Below are 14,828 nucleotides of genomic sequence, written 5' to 3' on the forward strand. Positions count from 1 at the left end.
CCCGTGCGCCGAGCCGTCTGCCCGGGATCCTTCGACCCGGTGACCAACGGGCACCTCGACATCGTCCAGCGGGCGGCCAGCCTGTTCGACGAGGTCGTCGTCGCCGTCGGTGTCAACAAGTCGAAGAACCGGCTCTTCGAGGCCGAGGAGCGGATCGCCATGCTCGAGGAGGCGTGCGCGGAGTGGAGCAACGTGCGCGTCGACGGCTTCACCGGCCTGCTCACCACCTACTGCGTGGAGAACGGCGTGCACGCCATCGTCAAGGGGCTGCGCGCGGTCAGCGACTTCGACTACGAGCTGCAGATGGCCCAGATGAACTCCTCGCTGACCGACGTCGAGACGGTCTTCGTGCCGACCAGCCCCGCGTGGTCGTTCCTCGCCAGCAGCCTCGTCAAGGAGGTCGCGACGTTCGGCGGTGACGTCTCCGGGCTCGTGCCGCCCTTCGTGCTCGAGCGGCTCACCGCCCGCCTGGCCGAGCGGCGCGCGACCGGTGGCTGAATGTCCGGATGACCTGCGTTTTGGCGGGGGGTCGTGCCGCCGGTTACGATCCTCGCTGATCTGTTCGTCTCCGGACCCGGAAGTGATCTCCTGACCAGCCTGGACCCGAGAGCGCCGCTCGTGCTCGACACCCGCGAGCTCGGCCGCCGCCCGGGGTCCCAGCGACAGGTGACACGGACGGTGCCGGCGCCGGCGGATCTGGGCATCGAAGTCCTCCGTGTCCCCGAGGGTGCGCCGGTCGAGCTGGACCTGCGCCTCGAGGCGGTCATGGAGGGTGTCCTGGTCACGGGCACGGCGAGAGCCGGGCTCGAGGGCGAGTGCGCACGGTGCCTGGAGGCGATCGAGGACGACACCGAGGTCACCTTCCAGGAGCTGTACGTCTACGACGACCCTGCGCACCGGGGCTCCGAGGAGGACGACGACGTCAGCATGCTCGAGGACGACCTGCTCGACCTCGAGCCGCTGCTGCGGGACGCGGTGGTGCTCGCACTGCCGTTCCAGCCCTTGTGCGAGGACGACTGTCCTGGCCTGTGCACCGAGTGCGGTGCGCGACTGGCCGAGGACCCCGACCACACGCACGAGGCGCCGGTCGACCCGCGGTGGGCCGGGCTGGCGGCCCTGCAAGACGCGGGGCAGGACCCCGACACCACCCAGCAGGACTGAAGTCAGGAACGGCCGGCACCACCGGTCCAGAACGAGGAGAAGACAGTGGCAGTCCCGAAGCGGAAGATGTCGCGCAGCAACACCCGGCACCGCCGGTCGGCCTGGAAGGCCGTCGCGCCGACCCTGGTGACCTGCGCGAACCCCGCCTGTGGTGCCAAGCACCTCCCGCACCGGGCGTGCGGCGAGTGCGGTCAGTACGGCGCCCGCGCCGACCGTCGTCAGGTCATCTGAGCCGACCGGTCCGCTGACCAACTACAGGGAGCTGCGTGCGGCGCTCGGGGACCCGGAGCTGGACCCCGAGCTGCTCGAACGCGCGCTCACGCACCGTTCCTACGCGTACGAGAACGGCGGCCTGCCGACCAACGAGCGCCTGGAGTTCCTGGGCGACTCGGTGCTCGGCGTCGTCGTGACCGAGACGCTGTACCTCACCCACCCCGACCTCTCCGAGGGTCGGCTGGCCAAGCTCCGCGCCGCGGTCGTCAACGCCCGCGCGCTGGCCGAGGTGGGCAGGGGCATCGGCCTCGGCGACCACGTGAAGCTGGGGCGTGGCGAGGAGTCGACGGGCGGCCGGAACAAGGCCTCCATCCTCTCCGACACCGTCGAGGCCGTCATCGGCGCCGTCCACCTCTCCGCCGGCGGCTTCGCCACCTCGGCGGAGGTCGTCCACCGGCTCTTCGACCCCCTCATCGAGGCGGCGTCGGCGATGGGTGCCGGGCTGGACTGGAAGACCTCGCTCCAGGAGCTCGCCGCCGAGCACGGTCTCGGCGTGCCCGAGTACGTCATCGAGGACGAGGGGCCCGACCACCAGAAGACCTTCACCGCCCAGGTCCGGGTCGGCGACACGCTCTACGGCAACGGGGTCGGCCGGTCGAAGAAGGAGGCCGAGCAGGCCGCCGCGGAGACGGCGTACGGCGAGATCGGTGACGCGGTCGGGGTCGCCGACCCCACCGGCAGCGCCGAGGCCTCCGCCGCGCACGCGGCCACGGACGCCGCGGTGGACGCCGCTCGCCGCTCGAGCTGACCGGCGCGACGGACCAGTCCCGTGCCCGAGCTCCCCGAGGTCGAGGTCGTCCGCGCCGGCCTCGAGCGCCACGTGCTCGGCGCGACCATCACGCGCGTGGAGGTGCTCCACCCGCGGCCGGTGCGCCGCGACCCCCGTGGGCCGGAGGGCTTCGCGCAGGCGCTGGTCGGGCGCCGGATCGTCGGGGCCCGCCGCCGGGGCAAGTACCTCTGGCTGCCGTTCGCCGACGGTGACGCCCTCATGGCCCACCTGGGCATGAGCGGCCAGCTGCTCGTGCAGCCCTCCGACGCCCCGGCCGAGCGTCACCTGCGCGTCCGACTGGTCCTGGAGGGCGCGGACGAGGACAAGGAGCTGCGCTTCGTGGACCAGCGGATGTTCGGCGGCCTCTCCGTCTCCGCCGGTGGCGCGGACCTGCCGCCGGAGATCGCGCACATCGCCCGCGACCCGCTCGACCCGGCCTTCGACGAGGACGACGTCGTGCGGCGGGTGCGCCGCCGCTCCTCGGGCGTCAAGCGGCTGCTGCTGGACCAGAACCTGGTGTCGGGGGTCGGGAACATCTACGCCGACGAGGCCCTGTGGCGCGCGCGGATCCACGGTGAGCGGCCGGGGGACCGGCTCAGCGCGGCGCAGGTCCGCGCGCTGCTCGGCCATGCCCGCGACGTGATGAGGGACGCGCTCGCCGAGGGCGGCACGTCGTTCGACGCGCTCTACGTCAACGTCAACGGCGAGTCGGGCTACTTCGACCGGTCGCTGCACGCCTACGGCCGCGAGGAGGAGCCGTGCGACCGGTGCGGGACGCCGATCCGGCGGGTGCCGTTCATGAACCGCTCCTCCTACTTCTGCCCGGCCTGCCAGCCCCCGCCGCGGCGTCGGCGCGCTCGCCCGGTCGGTGCGCCGCCCGTGGTGCCGGTGCCCGAGTGAGCGCCGGATTGACCGCAGGTCGGTCTGGTGCGACTCTTGAAGACGGCTCCGCCGTGTGGCGGGAGCCCTCACCCACCGTGGTGTCCCCGACCCTCCACCCTCGAAGGAACCGTCATGGCCAAGGCGCTGATCGGCTACCTGGACAGCGACCTGCGTGACCCCCGACTGGCGGCCGACAACGCCCGCCTGCGCGCGCGGGTCCGCGAGCTCGAGGCGCTGGTCCTGCGCCTGAGCGAGGAGAACGACCGGCTCGTCGCCGCCCAGGCGGCCGACATCCTGGACCGCGAGTCGGCCCTGCAGGAGATGCAGCCCGCCTGACCCCCGGCTGTGGGGCTCCCCGGCAGGTAGTCTGAGCCACCGCCGCTGTGAGGGAGCCTCGAGTTGTACCTGAAGAGCCTGACCCTGAAGGGGTTCAAGTCCTTCGCGTCCTCGACGACGCTCCAGCTCGAGCCGGGCATCACCTGCATCGTCGGCCCGAACGGATCCGGCAAGTCCAACGTCGTCGACGCCCTCGCCTGGGTCATGGGCGAGGCGAGCGCCAAGTCGCTGCGCGGCGGCAAGATGGACGACGTCATCTTCGCCGGCACGTCGGGGCGGCCGCCGCTCGGCCGTGCCGAGGTGGTCCTCACCATCGACAACTCCGACGGCGCGCTGCCGATCGAGTACGCCGAGGTGACGATCAGCCGCACGATGTTCCGCTCCGGCGGCTCCGAGTACGCCATCAACGGCAGCACCTGCCGACTGCTCGACGTGCAGGAGCTGCTGTCGGACTCCGGCATCGGCCGTGAGATGCACGTCATCGTCGGTCAGGGTCAGCTCGACCAGATCCTGCACGCGACGCCGGAGGACAGGCGAGGCTTCATCGAGGAGGCCGCCGGGGTCCTCAAGCACCGCAAGCGCAAGGAGAAGGCGCTGCGCAAGCTCGACTCCACCGAGGGCAACCTGACCCGGCTCAACGACCTGCTCACCGAGATCCGGCGCCAGCTCAAGCCGCTCGGCCGGCAGGCCGAGGTGGCGCGCAAGGCGCAGACCGTGCAGGCCGACGTGCGCGACGCCCGCGCCCGCCTCCTCGCCGACGACCTGGTCACCGCGCGCACCGCGCTGGAGCAGGAGCTGGCCGACGAGACGCTGCTGGTGCAGCGCCGCGAGCAGGTCGAGGCGGCGATCGCGGGGACCCGGGAGGCCGAGGCGGCGCTGGAGGCAGCGCTCCGCGAGGACCTGCCCGCCCTCGCCGCGGCGCAGGAGACCTGGTTCGCGCTCTCCGGGCTGCGCGAGCGGCTGCGGGGCACCCAGTCGCTGGCGGCCGAACGGCGGCGCAACGCCGCGGGCACCGTCGAGACCGAGCACCGGGGTGGCCGCGACCCCGAGGAGCTCGAGGCGGAGGCCGAGCGGATGCGCGAGAACGAGCAGCGCGCGGCGGCCGAGGTCGACGAGCGCCGGGCCGTCCTGGACGAGGCCGTCGCTGCGCGACGCGCTGCCGAGGACGCCGCTGCGGAGGAGGAGCGCCGCGGGGCGGGCCTGCAGCGCGCCGCCGCCGACCGCCGCGAGGGCCTGGCCCGTCTGCACGGCCAGGTCAACGCGCTGCGGTCACGGGCGGGTGCGGCCGACGAGGAGGTCGGCCGGCTCAGCGCCGCACGCGAGGAGGCGCTCGCCCGCGCGGAGCGGGCACAGCGCGACTTCACCGCCCTGGAGACGAAGGTCGCCGGGCTCGACGCCGGCGAGGAGGGCCTCGACGCGGAGCACGAGGCCGCGACCTCGGCCTTGGACGACGTGGAGGAGCGGCTGCTCAAGGTGCGCGAGGCCGCGCAGCAGGCGGATCGTGACCGGTCCGCCCTCGCGGCCCGGAAGGATGCGCTCGAGCTGGGCCTGGACCGCAAGGACGGCGCGGCCGCGCTGCTGGCCGCGTCGGACGCCGTCGCGGGGATGCTCGGTTCGGTGGCCGCGCTGCTCTCGGTGCGCACCGGCTACGAGGCCGCCGTGGCCGCAGCCCTCGGCCAGGCCGCCGACGCGGTCGCGGTGAGCGACCCGGACGCCGCCGTGACGGCGATCGCCCACCTCAAGGGCGAGGACCTCGGGCGGGCCGGGCTGCTGCTCGGGGCGGCGGACGCCGCCGGTGGTGGAGCCGGGAGCGCGGAGTGGCCCGGTCTGCCCGGCCACGCGGCGTACGCGGTGGACGTGGTGGAGTGCCCCGAGGAGCTGCGACCGGCGCTGGTGCGGCTGCTGCACAAGGTGGCCGTCGTCGACGACCTCGACACTGCTCGGGACCTGGTGCGCCGGTTCGCCGACGTCACGGCCGTGACCCGCGACGGCGACGTGCTGGGGGTGCACTACGCCGCCGGCGGGTCCTCGAGCAGGCCCAGCCTGATCGAGGTGCAGGCCGCGGTCGACGAGGCGGCGGCACAGCTGGCGGAGGTGACGGCCTCCGCGGAGCGTTGCTCCTTCGAGATCTCCCGGCTCGAGGCCGAGCGCCACGAGGCGCAGAAGCGCGTGGACGTCGCCATGGCCAAGCTCCACGAGTCCGACGCCACCCTGGCCGCCGTGGCCGAGGAGCTGGGTCAGCACGGCTCGCTGGCCCGGGCCGCCCGCGGTGAGGCGGACCGCCTCGCGGAGGCGATCACCAAGGCCGAGCAGGCACGTGAGCAGGCGGTCTCGGGGCTCGCGGAGCTGGAGGCCCGGCTGGCGAACGCCGAGGAGGCGCCCGAGGAGGAGCCCGACACCGGGGAGCGCGAGCGCCTGCTGGTCCTCGCGCGGGAGGCGCGTCAGGCGGAGACCGATGCCCGGCTGGCCCTCCGCACCTCCGAGGAGCGCGCCCGGGCGATGCACGGCCGCGCCGACGGCCTGGTGCGGGCCGCGCGTGCGGAGCGGGAGGCGCGGGCCAAGGCCGCCGAGCGCCGTGAGCGCCTGATGCGCGAGGCACGGGCGGCGGAGGCCGTCGGGACGGCCGTCGGGGAGGTCCTCGCCCGGCTCGAGGTCTCCGTGCAGCGCGCCGCCGACGCCCGCGCCGCCGTCGAGCAGGCGCGCGCGGGGCGGGAGAACGAGCTGCGGGAGGTCCGGGTCCGGCTCCGTGACCTGGCTCGCGAGCACGACGAGCTGGTCAGCTCGGTGCACCGCGACGAGATGGCCCGGGCGCAGCAGCGGATGCGGATCGAGCAGCTCGAGGAGCGGGCGCTGGAGGAGCTCGGGCTCGCGGCCGAGGCACTGGTGGCCGAGTACGGGCCCGACCAGCCGGTGCCGGTGGCCCCGGCGCCCGACGCCGCCGAGGACGACCCGGCGCCGGAGCCGGTGCCCTTCGTCCGGGAGGAGCAGCAGAAGCGGCTGCGCGCGGCCGAGCGGGCGCTCACGATGCTGGGGCGGGTGAACCCGCTGGCGCTCGAGGAGTTCTCGGCGATGGAGGAACGGCACAAGTTCCTGACCGAGCAGCTCGAGGACCTGCGCAAGACGCGCAAGGACCTGCTCGACATCGTGCGGGAGGTCGACAGCCGGGTCGAGCAGGTCTTCACCGAGGCCTACGCCGACGTGGAGCGCGCCTTCGACGCCACCTTCGCCCGGCTCTTCCCCGGTGGCGAGGGGCGGCTCGTGCTCACCGACCCGGCCGACATGCTCACCACCGGCATCGAGGTGGAGGCCCGCCCGCCGGGCAAGAAGGTCAAGCGCCTCTCGCTGCTCTCGGGAGGCGAGCGCTCCCTCGTGGCGGTGGCCTTCCTCGTGGCGCTGTTCAAGGCGCGACCCTCGCCCTTCTACATCCTCGACGAGGTCGAGGCGGCGCTCGACGACACCAACCTGGGCCGGCTGCTCGAGATCTACGAGGAGCTGCGGGAGAACTCCCAGCTGCTCGTCATCACCCACCAGAAGCGCACGATGGAGGTCGGTGACGCGTTGTACGGCGTGACCATGCGAGGAGACGGCGTCTCGGCCGTCATCAGCCAGCGGCTGCGCGAGGTGGAGCCGGCATGAGCGGGGGCCCCGCCGCCCGGGCGCGACCGACCCGCGCCGACTACGTCGCGTGGCGCACGATCACGACGCGGTGGCGCGACGACGACGCCTACGGCCACCTGAACAACGCGACCTACTACGAGATGTTCGACACCGCGGTCAACGCGCACCTCTACGAGGCGACCGGGCTCGACATCCGCGCGTTGCCGCAGATCGGCATCGTCGCCGAGACCGGCTGCCGGTACTTCCGGGAGATCGGCTTCCCCGCGCCCGTCGAGGCCGGGCTGGTGTGCGAGAAGGTCGGCACCTCCTCGGTCGTCTACCGGATCGGCCTCTTCCAGGGCGACCCCGACGGCGAGGGTGCGCAGGCGGCGGCCGAGGGCCGGTTCGTCCACGTGTACGTCGACGACACCGACCCGGCGCGTCCGGTGACGCCCATGCCGGACGCGATCCGCGCCGCCGTCACGCCGCTCCTGCGCTGAGCTCCCGGCGGTCGATGCGGCGATCGTGGTTCAACACCAGCCCCACGGGTAACGTGGACGTGTGCTGATGATCGTGGTGTCGATGCTCCTGATCCTCGCGGTCGCCGGTCTCGTGGTGACCTTCGTCGCCTACCCCCACCGGGGTCAGCAGGTGCCCCAGCTGCCGTGGCTGGGGGACGCGATGACCCGCGCGGCGCAGCGGACGCCGACGATCCGCAGCGAGGACGACGTGCCGGCTGGTCGGCGCTGACCGCGACCCGCCGTGAGCCGCTCGGTGACGCCCCTCTGATTGGATGACGGGCATGGAAGCCACTGCCCTCCTGATCCTCGTCGTCGCCCTCGTCGGGCTCGGCCTGGTGGCCCTGGTCGCCGGCCTGGTCATCGGCCGCCGCCGCACGCCGGACGCGCTGCCCGACACCCACACCGACGTCCTGGTCCACCCGCCCGCCGAGGCGGAGGGCGAGGAGCCGGCGGTCGAGCTGAGCTCGCCGCCGGCGACGCTGGAGCGGCCGGAGGGCACCGAGTCCCGGCTCGTCCGGCTGCGGCAGCGCCTCGCCGGGTCCCAGGGCGCCCTCGGCCGTGGCCTGCTCGCCCTGCTGAGCCGCGACCGGCTCGACGAGGACACCTGGGAGGCCATCGAGGACACCCTCCTCACCGCGGACGTCGGTGTCGCGCCGACCCAGGAGCTGGTCGACCGGCTGCGGACGCGGATGCGGGTCGAGGGGACCTCGGGTGCCGACGCCCGGGCCATCCTCCGTGAGGAGCTGCTGACCCTGGTCGACCCGTCGATGGACCGCCGGCTGCAGGTCAGCGGCGAGGACGGGGCGCCTGGCGTGGTGCTGGTGGTCGGCGTCAACGGTGCCGGCAAGACCACGACCGTGGGCAAGATCGCGCGCATCCTCGTCGCCGACGACCGGTCCGTTGTCCTGGGGGCGGCCGACACCTTCCGTGCCGCGGCCGTCGAGCAGCTCGCCACCTGGGGCGAGCGGGTCGGCGTCGAGGTGGTGCGGGGCCCGGAGGGCACCGACCCGGCGAGCGTCGCCTTCGAGGCGGTCAAGGAGGGCGCCACGCGGGGGGCCGACACCGTCATCGTCGACACCGCCGGCCGCCTGCAGAACAAAGCCGGGCTCATGGACGAGCTCGGCAAGGTCAAGCGGGTGATCGAGAAGCAGGCCCCGGTGACCGAGGTCCTCCTCGTGCTGGACGCCACGACCGGCCAGAACGGCATGATCCAGGCCCGCGTCTTCAGCGAGGTCGTCGACGTCACCGGCATCGTGCTCACCAAGCTCGACGGCTCGGCGAAGGGCGGGATCGTGGTCGCCGTCCAGCGCGAGCTCGGGGTCCCCGTCAAGCTCGTCGGGCTGGGCGAGGGAGCCGACGACCTCGCGCCGTTCGACGCCGAGGCCTTCGTCGACGCGCTCCTCGGCTGATCCGCGTTCCCGGTCGGGCGGGCGCGCACACGCCCGGCAGGTGCTTGTTCATCGAGCCGTAACACGCGAGCAGGACGCGTTTCCTCGCCGTAACGCGTCCCGTGGCATCCCGAAATCTACGGACGTCAGGGTCGTTCGCAATTGGGGCGGCGCCTGCTCTCGACAGAGCTGTCGAAGTCGACGGGCACCGTTCCCCCGGACGGATCTCTGGAGGTTTTGTGGACGGCTATAACGCGTTCATGCTCGTGGCCACGTTGCTGGTGCTGATGATGACCACGCCCGCGCTGGCCCTGTTCTACGGCGGCATGACCCGGTCCAAGTCAGTGCTCAACATGATGATGATGTCGTACGCGGCGATGGCCATCGTGGGCATCCTCTGGGTGCTGTACGGCTACTCCATGGTGTTCAGCGGCGAGGGTGGCATCGACACCTTCTTCAACTCGCCGTTCGCGAACTTCGCGCTGGACGGGGTGGGCTACGACGGCTACACGTTCATGATGTTCCAGCTGACCTTCGCGGTGATCACCACAGCGCTGATCAGCGGTGCCATCGCCGACCGGGTGAAGTTCTCCGCCTGGCTGGTCTTCGTGCCCCTGTGGGCGACCCTGTCGTACTTCCCCCTGGCCCACATGGTCTTCGGGTGCACCGACTCCGCGCTGATCTGCACGCAGATCGGGGCGCAGGACTACGCCGGTGGCACCGCGGTGCACATCAACGCCGGTGTCGCCGGTCTCGTGCTGGCGCTGGTCGTCGGCAAGCGGCTGGGCTTCGGACGCGAGTCGATGCGCCCCCACAACCTGACGCTGACCATGCTCGGCGCGGCCCTGCTGTGGGTCGGCTGGTACGGCTTCAACGTCGGCTCGCTGGTGTTCAGCGACGACCTGGAGGCCAGCGACCAGTTCCTCGCCGAGACCGGACTCACCTTCACCAACACGACGCTGGCCACCATGGCGGCGATCCTCGGCTGGTTGCTCGTGGAGAAGCTGCTGCACGGCAAGGCGACCTCGCTCGGCGCCGCGTCGGGCATCGTGGCCGGACTGGTGGCGATCACCCCGGCCGCGGGCGCCGTCGACATCCTCGGTGCCCTGGTCATCGGCGTCGTCTCCGGTGCGCTCTGCGCCTGGGCGGTCGGCCTGAAGTACAAGCTGAAGTTCGACGACTCGCTCGACGTCGTCGGTGTCCACCTGGTCGGCGGCATCGTCGGCACCGTGATGATCGGCCTGTTCTCCGTCACCGCTGGTGAGGGAGACAACATCGCCGGCGGCGCCGTCGACGGGCTGTTCTACGGCGGCGGTGTCGGCTCCCTGGTCGACCAGGTCCTCGGCGTCCTGGTGGCCGTCGCCTGGTCCGGCGTCGCCACGCTGATCATCGCCCTGCTCATCAAGTACACGATGGGCTGGCGGATCAGCGACGAGGCCGAGGTCGAGGGCATCGACTTCGACCAGCACGGAGAGTCGGCGTACGACCTGCACACCAGCCTCTCCAGCGGCAACGGGAGCGCGCTGTCCGCCGCCACCCGACCCGCCCCCTCCACGCGCACGGAAGGAGCATCGGCATGAAGCTCGTCACCGCGGTGATCAAGCCGCACAAGTGGGAGGACGTCCGCGAGGCGCTCGAGACCTTCGGCGTGACCGGCATGACGGTCAGCGAGGTCAGCGGCTACGGCCGGCAGAAGGGCCACACGGAGGTCTACCGGGGCGCGGAGTACGACATCGCCCTGGTCCCGAAGATCCGCATCGAGATCGTCGTGGACGACGCCGACGCCGACGACGTGGTGGGCATCATCGTCAAGACGGCGCAGACCGGCCGGATCGGCGACGGCAAGGTGTGGACCAGCCCGGTGGAGGCGGTGGTCCGGGTGCGCACCGGCGACCGGGACCACGAGGCACTGTGACGGTCACGGGATCGGGGCTCGGGGAGCGGTGACCGCCGCCTCCCGCGCCGAACGAGCGGCCGCGGCGGACGCCCTCTGTGCAGAGGCGTACGCCGCGGCCGCTGGCCCTTCCTGTGGTGCTGCGCTGGTCGCCGTCGGTGGCTACGGCCGCTCCGAGCTCGCCCCGCACAGCGACCTCGACGTGGTGCTCGTCCACGACGAGGGCGTGGACCTGGGCCCCGTCGCGGAGCTGGTCTGGTACCCGCTCTGGGACTCCGGTGCCCGGGTCGACCACTCGGTGCGGGCGCTGTCGGAGATGGTGACCGCGGCGGAGGGCGACGCCCGCGTGGCGCTCGGCCTCCTCGACGTCCGGCACCTGGCCGGCGACCCGAACCTGACGCTCCGGCTGCGCACCGCCGTCCTGGCCGAGTGGCGCCGTGGCGCGCGGGAGCGCCTCCCGGCCGTCCGGACCCTGGTGCGCGCCCGCCACGAGCTGATGGGGGAGCTGGCCCACGCCTCCGTCCCGGACCTCAAGGAGGCCCAGGGCGGCCTGCGCGACGCGACGGTCCTGCGGGCCCTGGTCGCCACCTGGCTGGTCGACGTGCCGCACGTCGAGCTGGAGCGGTCCCGCAAGGCCCTGCTGGACGTGCGCGACGTCGTGCACGAGCTCGCCGGCCGGCCGAACGACCGGGTGACGCCCGAGATGTGGGACACCCTCGCCGTACGCCTCGGCCTCGCCGACGCGCGGGCGGTCCAGGCGCACGTCCGGGGCCTCGGCCGCCGGATCGCGCACCTGTCCCGGCTGACCTGGCGCCGGGTCGACGACCACCTCGCGCGACCGACCGGCGTACGGCCGCGGCGTCCGGCACTGACCCCGCTCGCCCGAGGAGTGGCGCTCGCCGCCGGTGAGGTGGTGCTCGACCGCCGCGCCGCGCCCGCCGCGGACCCAGCGCTGCTCCTGCGGGCCGCCGCGGAGGCGGCCGAGCGCGACGTGGTGCTCGCACCTCCCACGGCGGCGAGGCTGGCCCGGGAGTGCGCCGCGCTGCCGGAGCCGTGGCCGGGAGAGGCGCGCCACCTGCTCGTCCGGCTGCTCGCGTCGGGTCGAGGTCTGCTCCCGGTGTGGGAGACGCTCGAGGAGACCGGGGCGTTGGCCCGGGTCCTCCCGGAGTGGGACCGGATCCGCTCGCTGCCGCACGCCTCGCCGATCCACCGGTTCACCGTCGACCGGCACGTGGTGGAGACCTGCATCGAGGCCTCGAGCCTGATCCGCGACGTCGGGCGCCCCGACGTGCTGATGGTGGCGGCCCTCCTGCACGACATCGGCAAGGGCGGCCTGACCGAGCACAGCGTGGCGGGGGAGCCGATCGCGCGCACGATGGCGGCCCGGATGGGCTTCGACGCCGACGGTGTCGACCTGGTTGCCCGCCTGGTCCGGTGGCACCTCCTCCTCTCGGGGACGGCCACCACCCGGGACCCGGAGGACCCGGCGACGGCGGCACTGGTCGCCTCCCGCGTCGGCACCCGGGAGGGGCTGGGGCTCCTCCGGGCGCTCACCGAGGCGGACGCCCGCGCGACGGCCCCGCAGGCCTGGTCCACGTGGCGGGCCGGGTTGGTCGCCGCGCTCGTGACCCGTACCGCCGAGGCCCTCGACCCCGACGGGGTCGTGCCCGCCCCGTCCGGTCGGCAGGTGGAGCTGGCGCCCGAGGTGCGCGACGGCACCGCCGCGATCTCCTTCCGCGTCGAGGAGGTGCCCGACGGGTCCCGCGTGACGGTCGTGGCCCCGGACCGGGTCGGCCTCCTGGCCGACGTCGCGGCCGTCCTTGCCCTGCGACGGGCGCCGGTGCGGTCGGCGCGTGCCTGGTCGGAGGACGAGCTCGGGGTGAGCGTCTGGGACGTGGGGGCGGACGGCCTCGACGCCGCCGTGCTCCGCGCGCGGTACGACGCCGTCCGCAGCGGCGCCGTCGACCCCGCCGGCCGTCTCCGCCCGACCGCCCTCGACGGCGGGCTGCCGCCGTCGGTCGCCGTGCGTCCCGAGGCCTCCGACGCCTCGACGGTGCTCGAGGTGCGCGCGGCCGACCGTCCGGGGGTGGTCCACCTGGTGTGCGCGACCCTGGCCCGGCTGGGCGTCGCGGTCCGCTCCGCCCACGTCGAGACCCTGGGCCCGCAGGCGGTCGACGTCTTCTACGTCCAGGAGGTCGGCGCCGGTGCACTGCCGGACGCCCGCGCGGCGACGGCGGCGCACGCCGTACGGGCGGCGCTGTCCGGCGGCGTGGGGCCGGAGGGGACGCCCGGTTAGGATCGATCGAGGGACGTGCCGCCGTTCCGCTCCTGATCTTTCCCCGACTGCTCCAGAGGACACAAGTGTTCGCCACCCTCTCCGACCGGCTCGCCGACACCTTCAAGAACCTCCGGGGCAAGGGCCGGCTCTCCGAGGCCGACATCGACGCCACCGCGCGAGAGATCCGCATCGCGCTGCTCGAGGCGGACGTGGCGCTCCCGGTCGTCAAGGAGTTCGTCGGCGCCGTCAAGGAGCGGGCCCGCAGCGAGGAGGTCAGCCAGGCGCTGAACCCCGCGCAGCAGATCGTCAAGATCGTCAACGAGGAGCTTGTCGCGATCCTCGGCGGCGAGACCCGGCGGCTGCGGTACGCCAAGACCGGTCCCACCGTGATCATGCTCGCCGGCCTCCAGGGCGCTGGCAAGACCACCCTCGCGGCGAAGCTGGCGCTCTGGCTCAAGGAGCAGGGCAAGACGCCGATGCTGGTCGCCTGCGACCTCCAGCGGCCCAACGCCGTCAAGCAGCTCCAGGTCAACGGGGAGCGGGTCGGGGTCCCCGTCTTCGCGCCGGAGCCGGGGAACGCCCAAGGGGTCGAGCACGGTGGGGACCCGGTCGGCGTCGCCCGGGCCTCGCTGGAGGAGGCCAAGCGCAAGCTGCACGACGTCGTCATCGTCGACACCGCGGGTCGCCTCGGCGTCGACGCCGAGCTGATGCAGCAGGCGAGCGACATCCGCGACGCGGTCCGCCCCGACGAGGTGCTCTTCGTGGTCGACGCGATGATCGGTCAGGACGCCGTCAGCACCGCGCAGGCCTTCCTCGACGGCGTGGGCTACGACGGCGTCGTGCTCACCAAGCTCGACGGTGACGCTCGCGGTGGTGCGGCGCTGTCGATCGCCTCCATCACCGGGAAGCCGGTGATGTTCGCCTCCAACGGCGAGAAGATGACCGACTTCGACCTGTTCCACCCCGATCGCATGGCCTCGCGCATCCTCGACATGGGCGACGTGATGACGCTGATCGAGCAGGCCGAGAAGGCCTTCGACCAGGAGCAGGCGATGAAGGCGGCCGCCAAGCTGAGCGGCCAGGGCGGCGAGTTCACCCTCGACGACTTCCTCGAGCAGATGCAGCAGGTGCGCAAGCTCGGCTCGATGTCGAAGATCATGGGGATGCTCCCCGGGATGGGACAGTTCCGCGAGCAGCTGGAGAACTTCGACGAGCGCGAGATCGACCGGATCCAGGCGATCATCCAGTCGATGACGCCCGCGGAGCGGGCCAACCCCAAGATCATCGACGGATCCCGGCGGGCCCGGATCGCGAAGGGCTCGGGACGCCAGGTCTCCGACGTCAACAACCTCGTCGACCGGTTCTTCGAGGCGCGGAAGATGATGATGCAGATGGCCCGCGGCGGTGGCATCCCGGGCATGCCGGGGATGCCGGGGATGCCGGGCATGGGCGGTCCCAAGCGCGGCAAGACCAAACCGCAGCCGAAGAAGGGCAAGGGCGCGAAGCGGTCCGGCAACCCGGCGAAGGCCGCGCAGCAGGCGGCCGCCGAGAAGGAGAAGGCAGCCGCGGCCCCGGCGAACCCGTTCGGCAGCCCGGCCGGCGAGGACGTCGACTACGAGGCGGCCGCCGCAGCCCTGGACCTGCCGAAGGACTTCTCCAAGTTCCTCAAGTGAGCACGGCCCTCAAGTGAGCACGGTCCTCAAGTGAGCACGGTCCTCAAGTGAGCACA

At 73.0% G+C, this 14,828-nt stretch carries 14 protein-coding genes; all 14 read left to right on the forward strand.

What is annotated here, in order from left to right:
• Positions 1-3: 3 nt before the first annotated feature.
• The 14 genes from coaD to ffh all read left to right on the forward strand — a co-directional run bounded on the left by coaD (position 4) and on the right by ffh (position 14,772).
• Positions 4-498, forward strand: a complete 495-nt coding sequence (gene coaD / locus ACSMHG_RS10615; RefSeq protein WP_435744606.1) for a pantetheine-phosphate adenylyltransferase — start codon at positions 4-6, stop codon at positions 496-498.
• Positions 499-618: 120 nt separating this feature from the next.
• Entirely contained in the window at positions 619-1,161 is a 543-nt protein-coding gene (locus tag ACSMHG_RS10620; RefSeq protein ID WP_435744609.1) for a YceD family protein, read from the forward strand.
• Positions 1,162-1,206: 45 nt separating this feature from the next.
• Entirely contained in the window at positions 1,207-1,392 is a 186-nt protein-coding gene (gene rpmF / locus ACSMHG_RS10625) for a 50S ribosomal protein L32 (RefSeq protein WP_166189999.1), read from the forward strand.
• Complete coding sequence (rnc, locus tag ACSMHG_RS10630; protein WP_435744612.1) at positions 1,313-2,182, forward strand: ribonuclease III; 870 nt, start codon at positions 1,313-1,315, stop codon at positions 2,180-2,182. Before rpmF ends, rnc begins: the two co-directional genes overlap by 80 nt.
• A gap of 21 nt (positions 2,183-2,203) precedes the next feature.
• Positions 2,204-3,103 (forward strand): bifunctional DNA-formamidopyrimidine glycosylase/DNA-(apurinic or apyrimidinic site) lyase, encoded by a 900-nt coding sequence (gene mutM, locus ACSMHG_RS10635; RefSeq protein ID WP_435744614.1) that lies wholly within the window; start codon positions 2,204-2,206, stop codon positions 3,101-3,103.
• 114 nt (positions 3,104-3,217) lie between these two features.
• Complete coding sequence (locus ACSMHG_RS10640; RefSeq protein ID WP_435744617.1) at positions 3,218-3,421, forward strand: hypothetical protein; 204 nt, start codon at positions 3,218-3,220, stop codon at positions 3,419-3,421.
• Between the two features lie 63 nt (positions 3,422-3,484).
• Positions 3,485-7,057, forward strand: a complete 3,573-nt coding sequence (smc, locus tag ACSMHG_RS10645; RefSeq protein WP_435744619.1) for a chromosome segregation protein SMC — start codon at positions 3,485-3,487, stop codon at positions 7,055-7,057.
• On the forward strand, positions 7,054-7,518 hold the full coding sequence (locus ACSMHG_RS10650) for an acyl-CoA thioesterase (RefSeq protein WP_435744621.1): 465 nt from the start codon (positions 7,054-7,056) through the stop codon (positions 7,516-7,518). The genes smc and ACSMHG_RS10650 overlap by 4 nt, the downstream gene beginning before the upstream one ends.
• 61 nt (positions 7,519-7,579) lie before the next feature.
• On the forward strand, positions 7,580-7,768 hold the full coding sequence (locus tag ACSMHG_RS10655; RefSeq protein WP_435744623.1) for a hypothetical protein: 189 nt from the start codon (positions 7,580-7,582) through the stop codon (positions 7,766-7,768).
• A 52-nt stretch (positions 7,769-7,820) separates the two neighbouring features.
• Positions 7,821-8,948: a signal recognition particle-docking protein FtsY gene (gene ftsY / locus ACSMHG_RS10660; protein WP_435744625.1), complete on the forward strand. Its 1,128-nt coding sequence runs from the start codon at positions 7,821-7,823 to the stop codon at positions 8,946-8,948.
• 239 nt (positions 8,949-9,187) lie between these two features.
• Positions 9,188-10,507: an ammonium transporter gene (locus ACSMHG_RS10665; RefSeq protein ID WP_435744627.1), complete on the forward strand. Its 1,320-nt coding sequence runs from the start codon at positions 9,188-9,190 to the stop codon at positions 10,505-10,507.
• Positions 10,504-10,842, forward strand: a complete 339-nt coding sequence (locus ACSMHG_RS10670; RefSeq protein WP_435744629.1) for a P-II family nitrogen regulator — start codon at positions 10,504-10,506, stop codon at positions 10,840-10,842. The genes ACSMHG_RS10665 and ACSMHG_RS10670 overlap by 4 nt, the downstream gene beginning before the upstream one ends.
• 28 nt (positions 10,843-10,870) lie before the next feature.
• Entirely contained in the window at positions 10,871-13,117 is a 2,247-nt protein-coding gene (locus tag ACSMHG_RS10675) for a [protein-PII] uridylyltransferase (RefSeq protein WP_435744631.1), read from the forward strand.
• 65 nt (positions 13,118-13,182) lie between these two features.
• Positions 13,183-14,772 carry a signal recognition particle protein gene (ffh, locus tag ACSMHG_RS10680; protein ID WP_435744633.1) on the forward strand — a complete coding sequence of 530 codons (1,590 nt, stop codon included), beginning with the start codon at positions 13,183-13,185 and terminating at the stop codon, positions 14,770-14,772.
• Positions 14,773-14,828: the final 56 nt, after the last annotated feature.

The organism is Nocardioides ureilyticus (assembly GCF_051280745.1).
In the GTDB taxonomy this organism is placed as follows: Bacteria; Actinomycetota; Actinomycetes; order Propionibacteriales; family Nocardioidaceae; genus Nocardioides.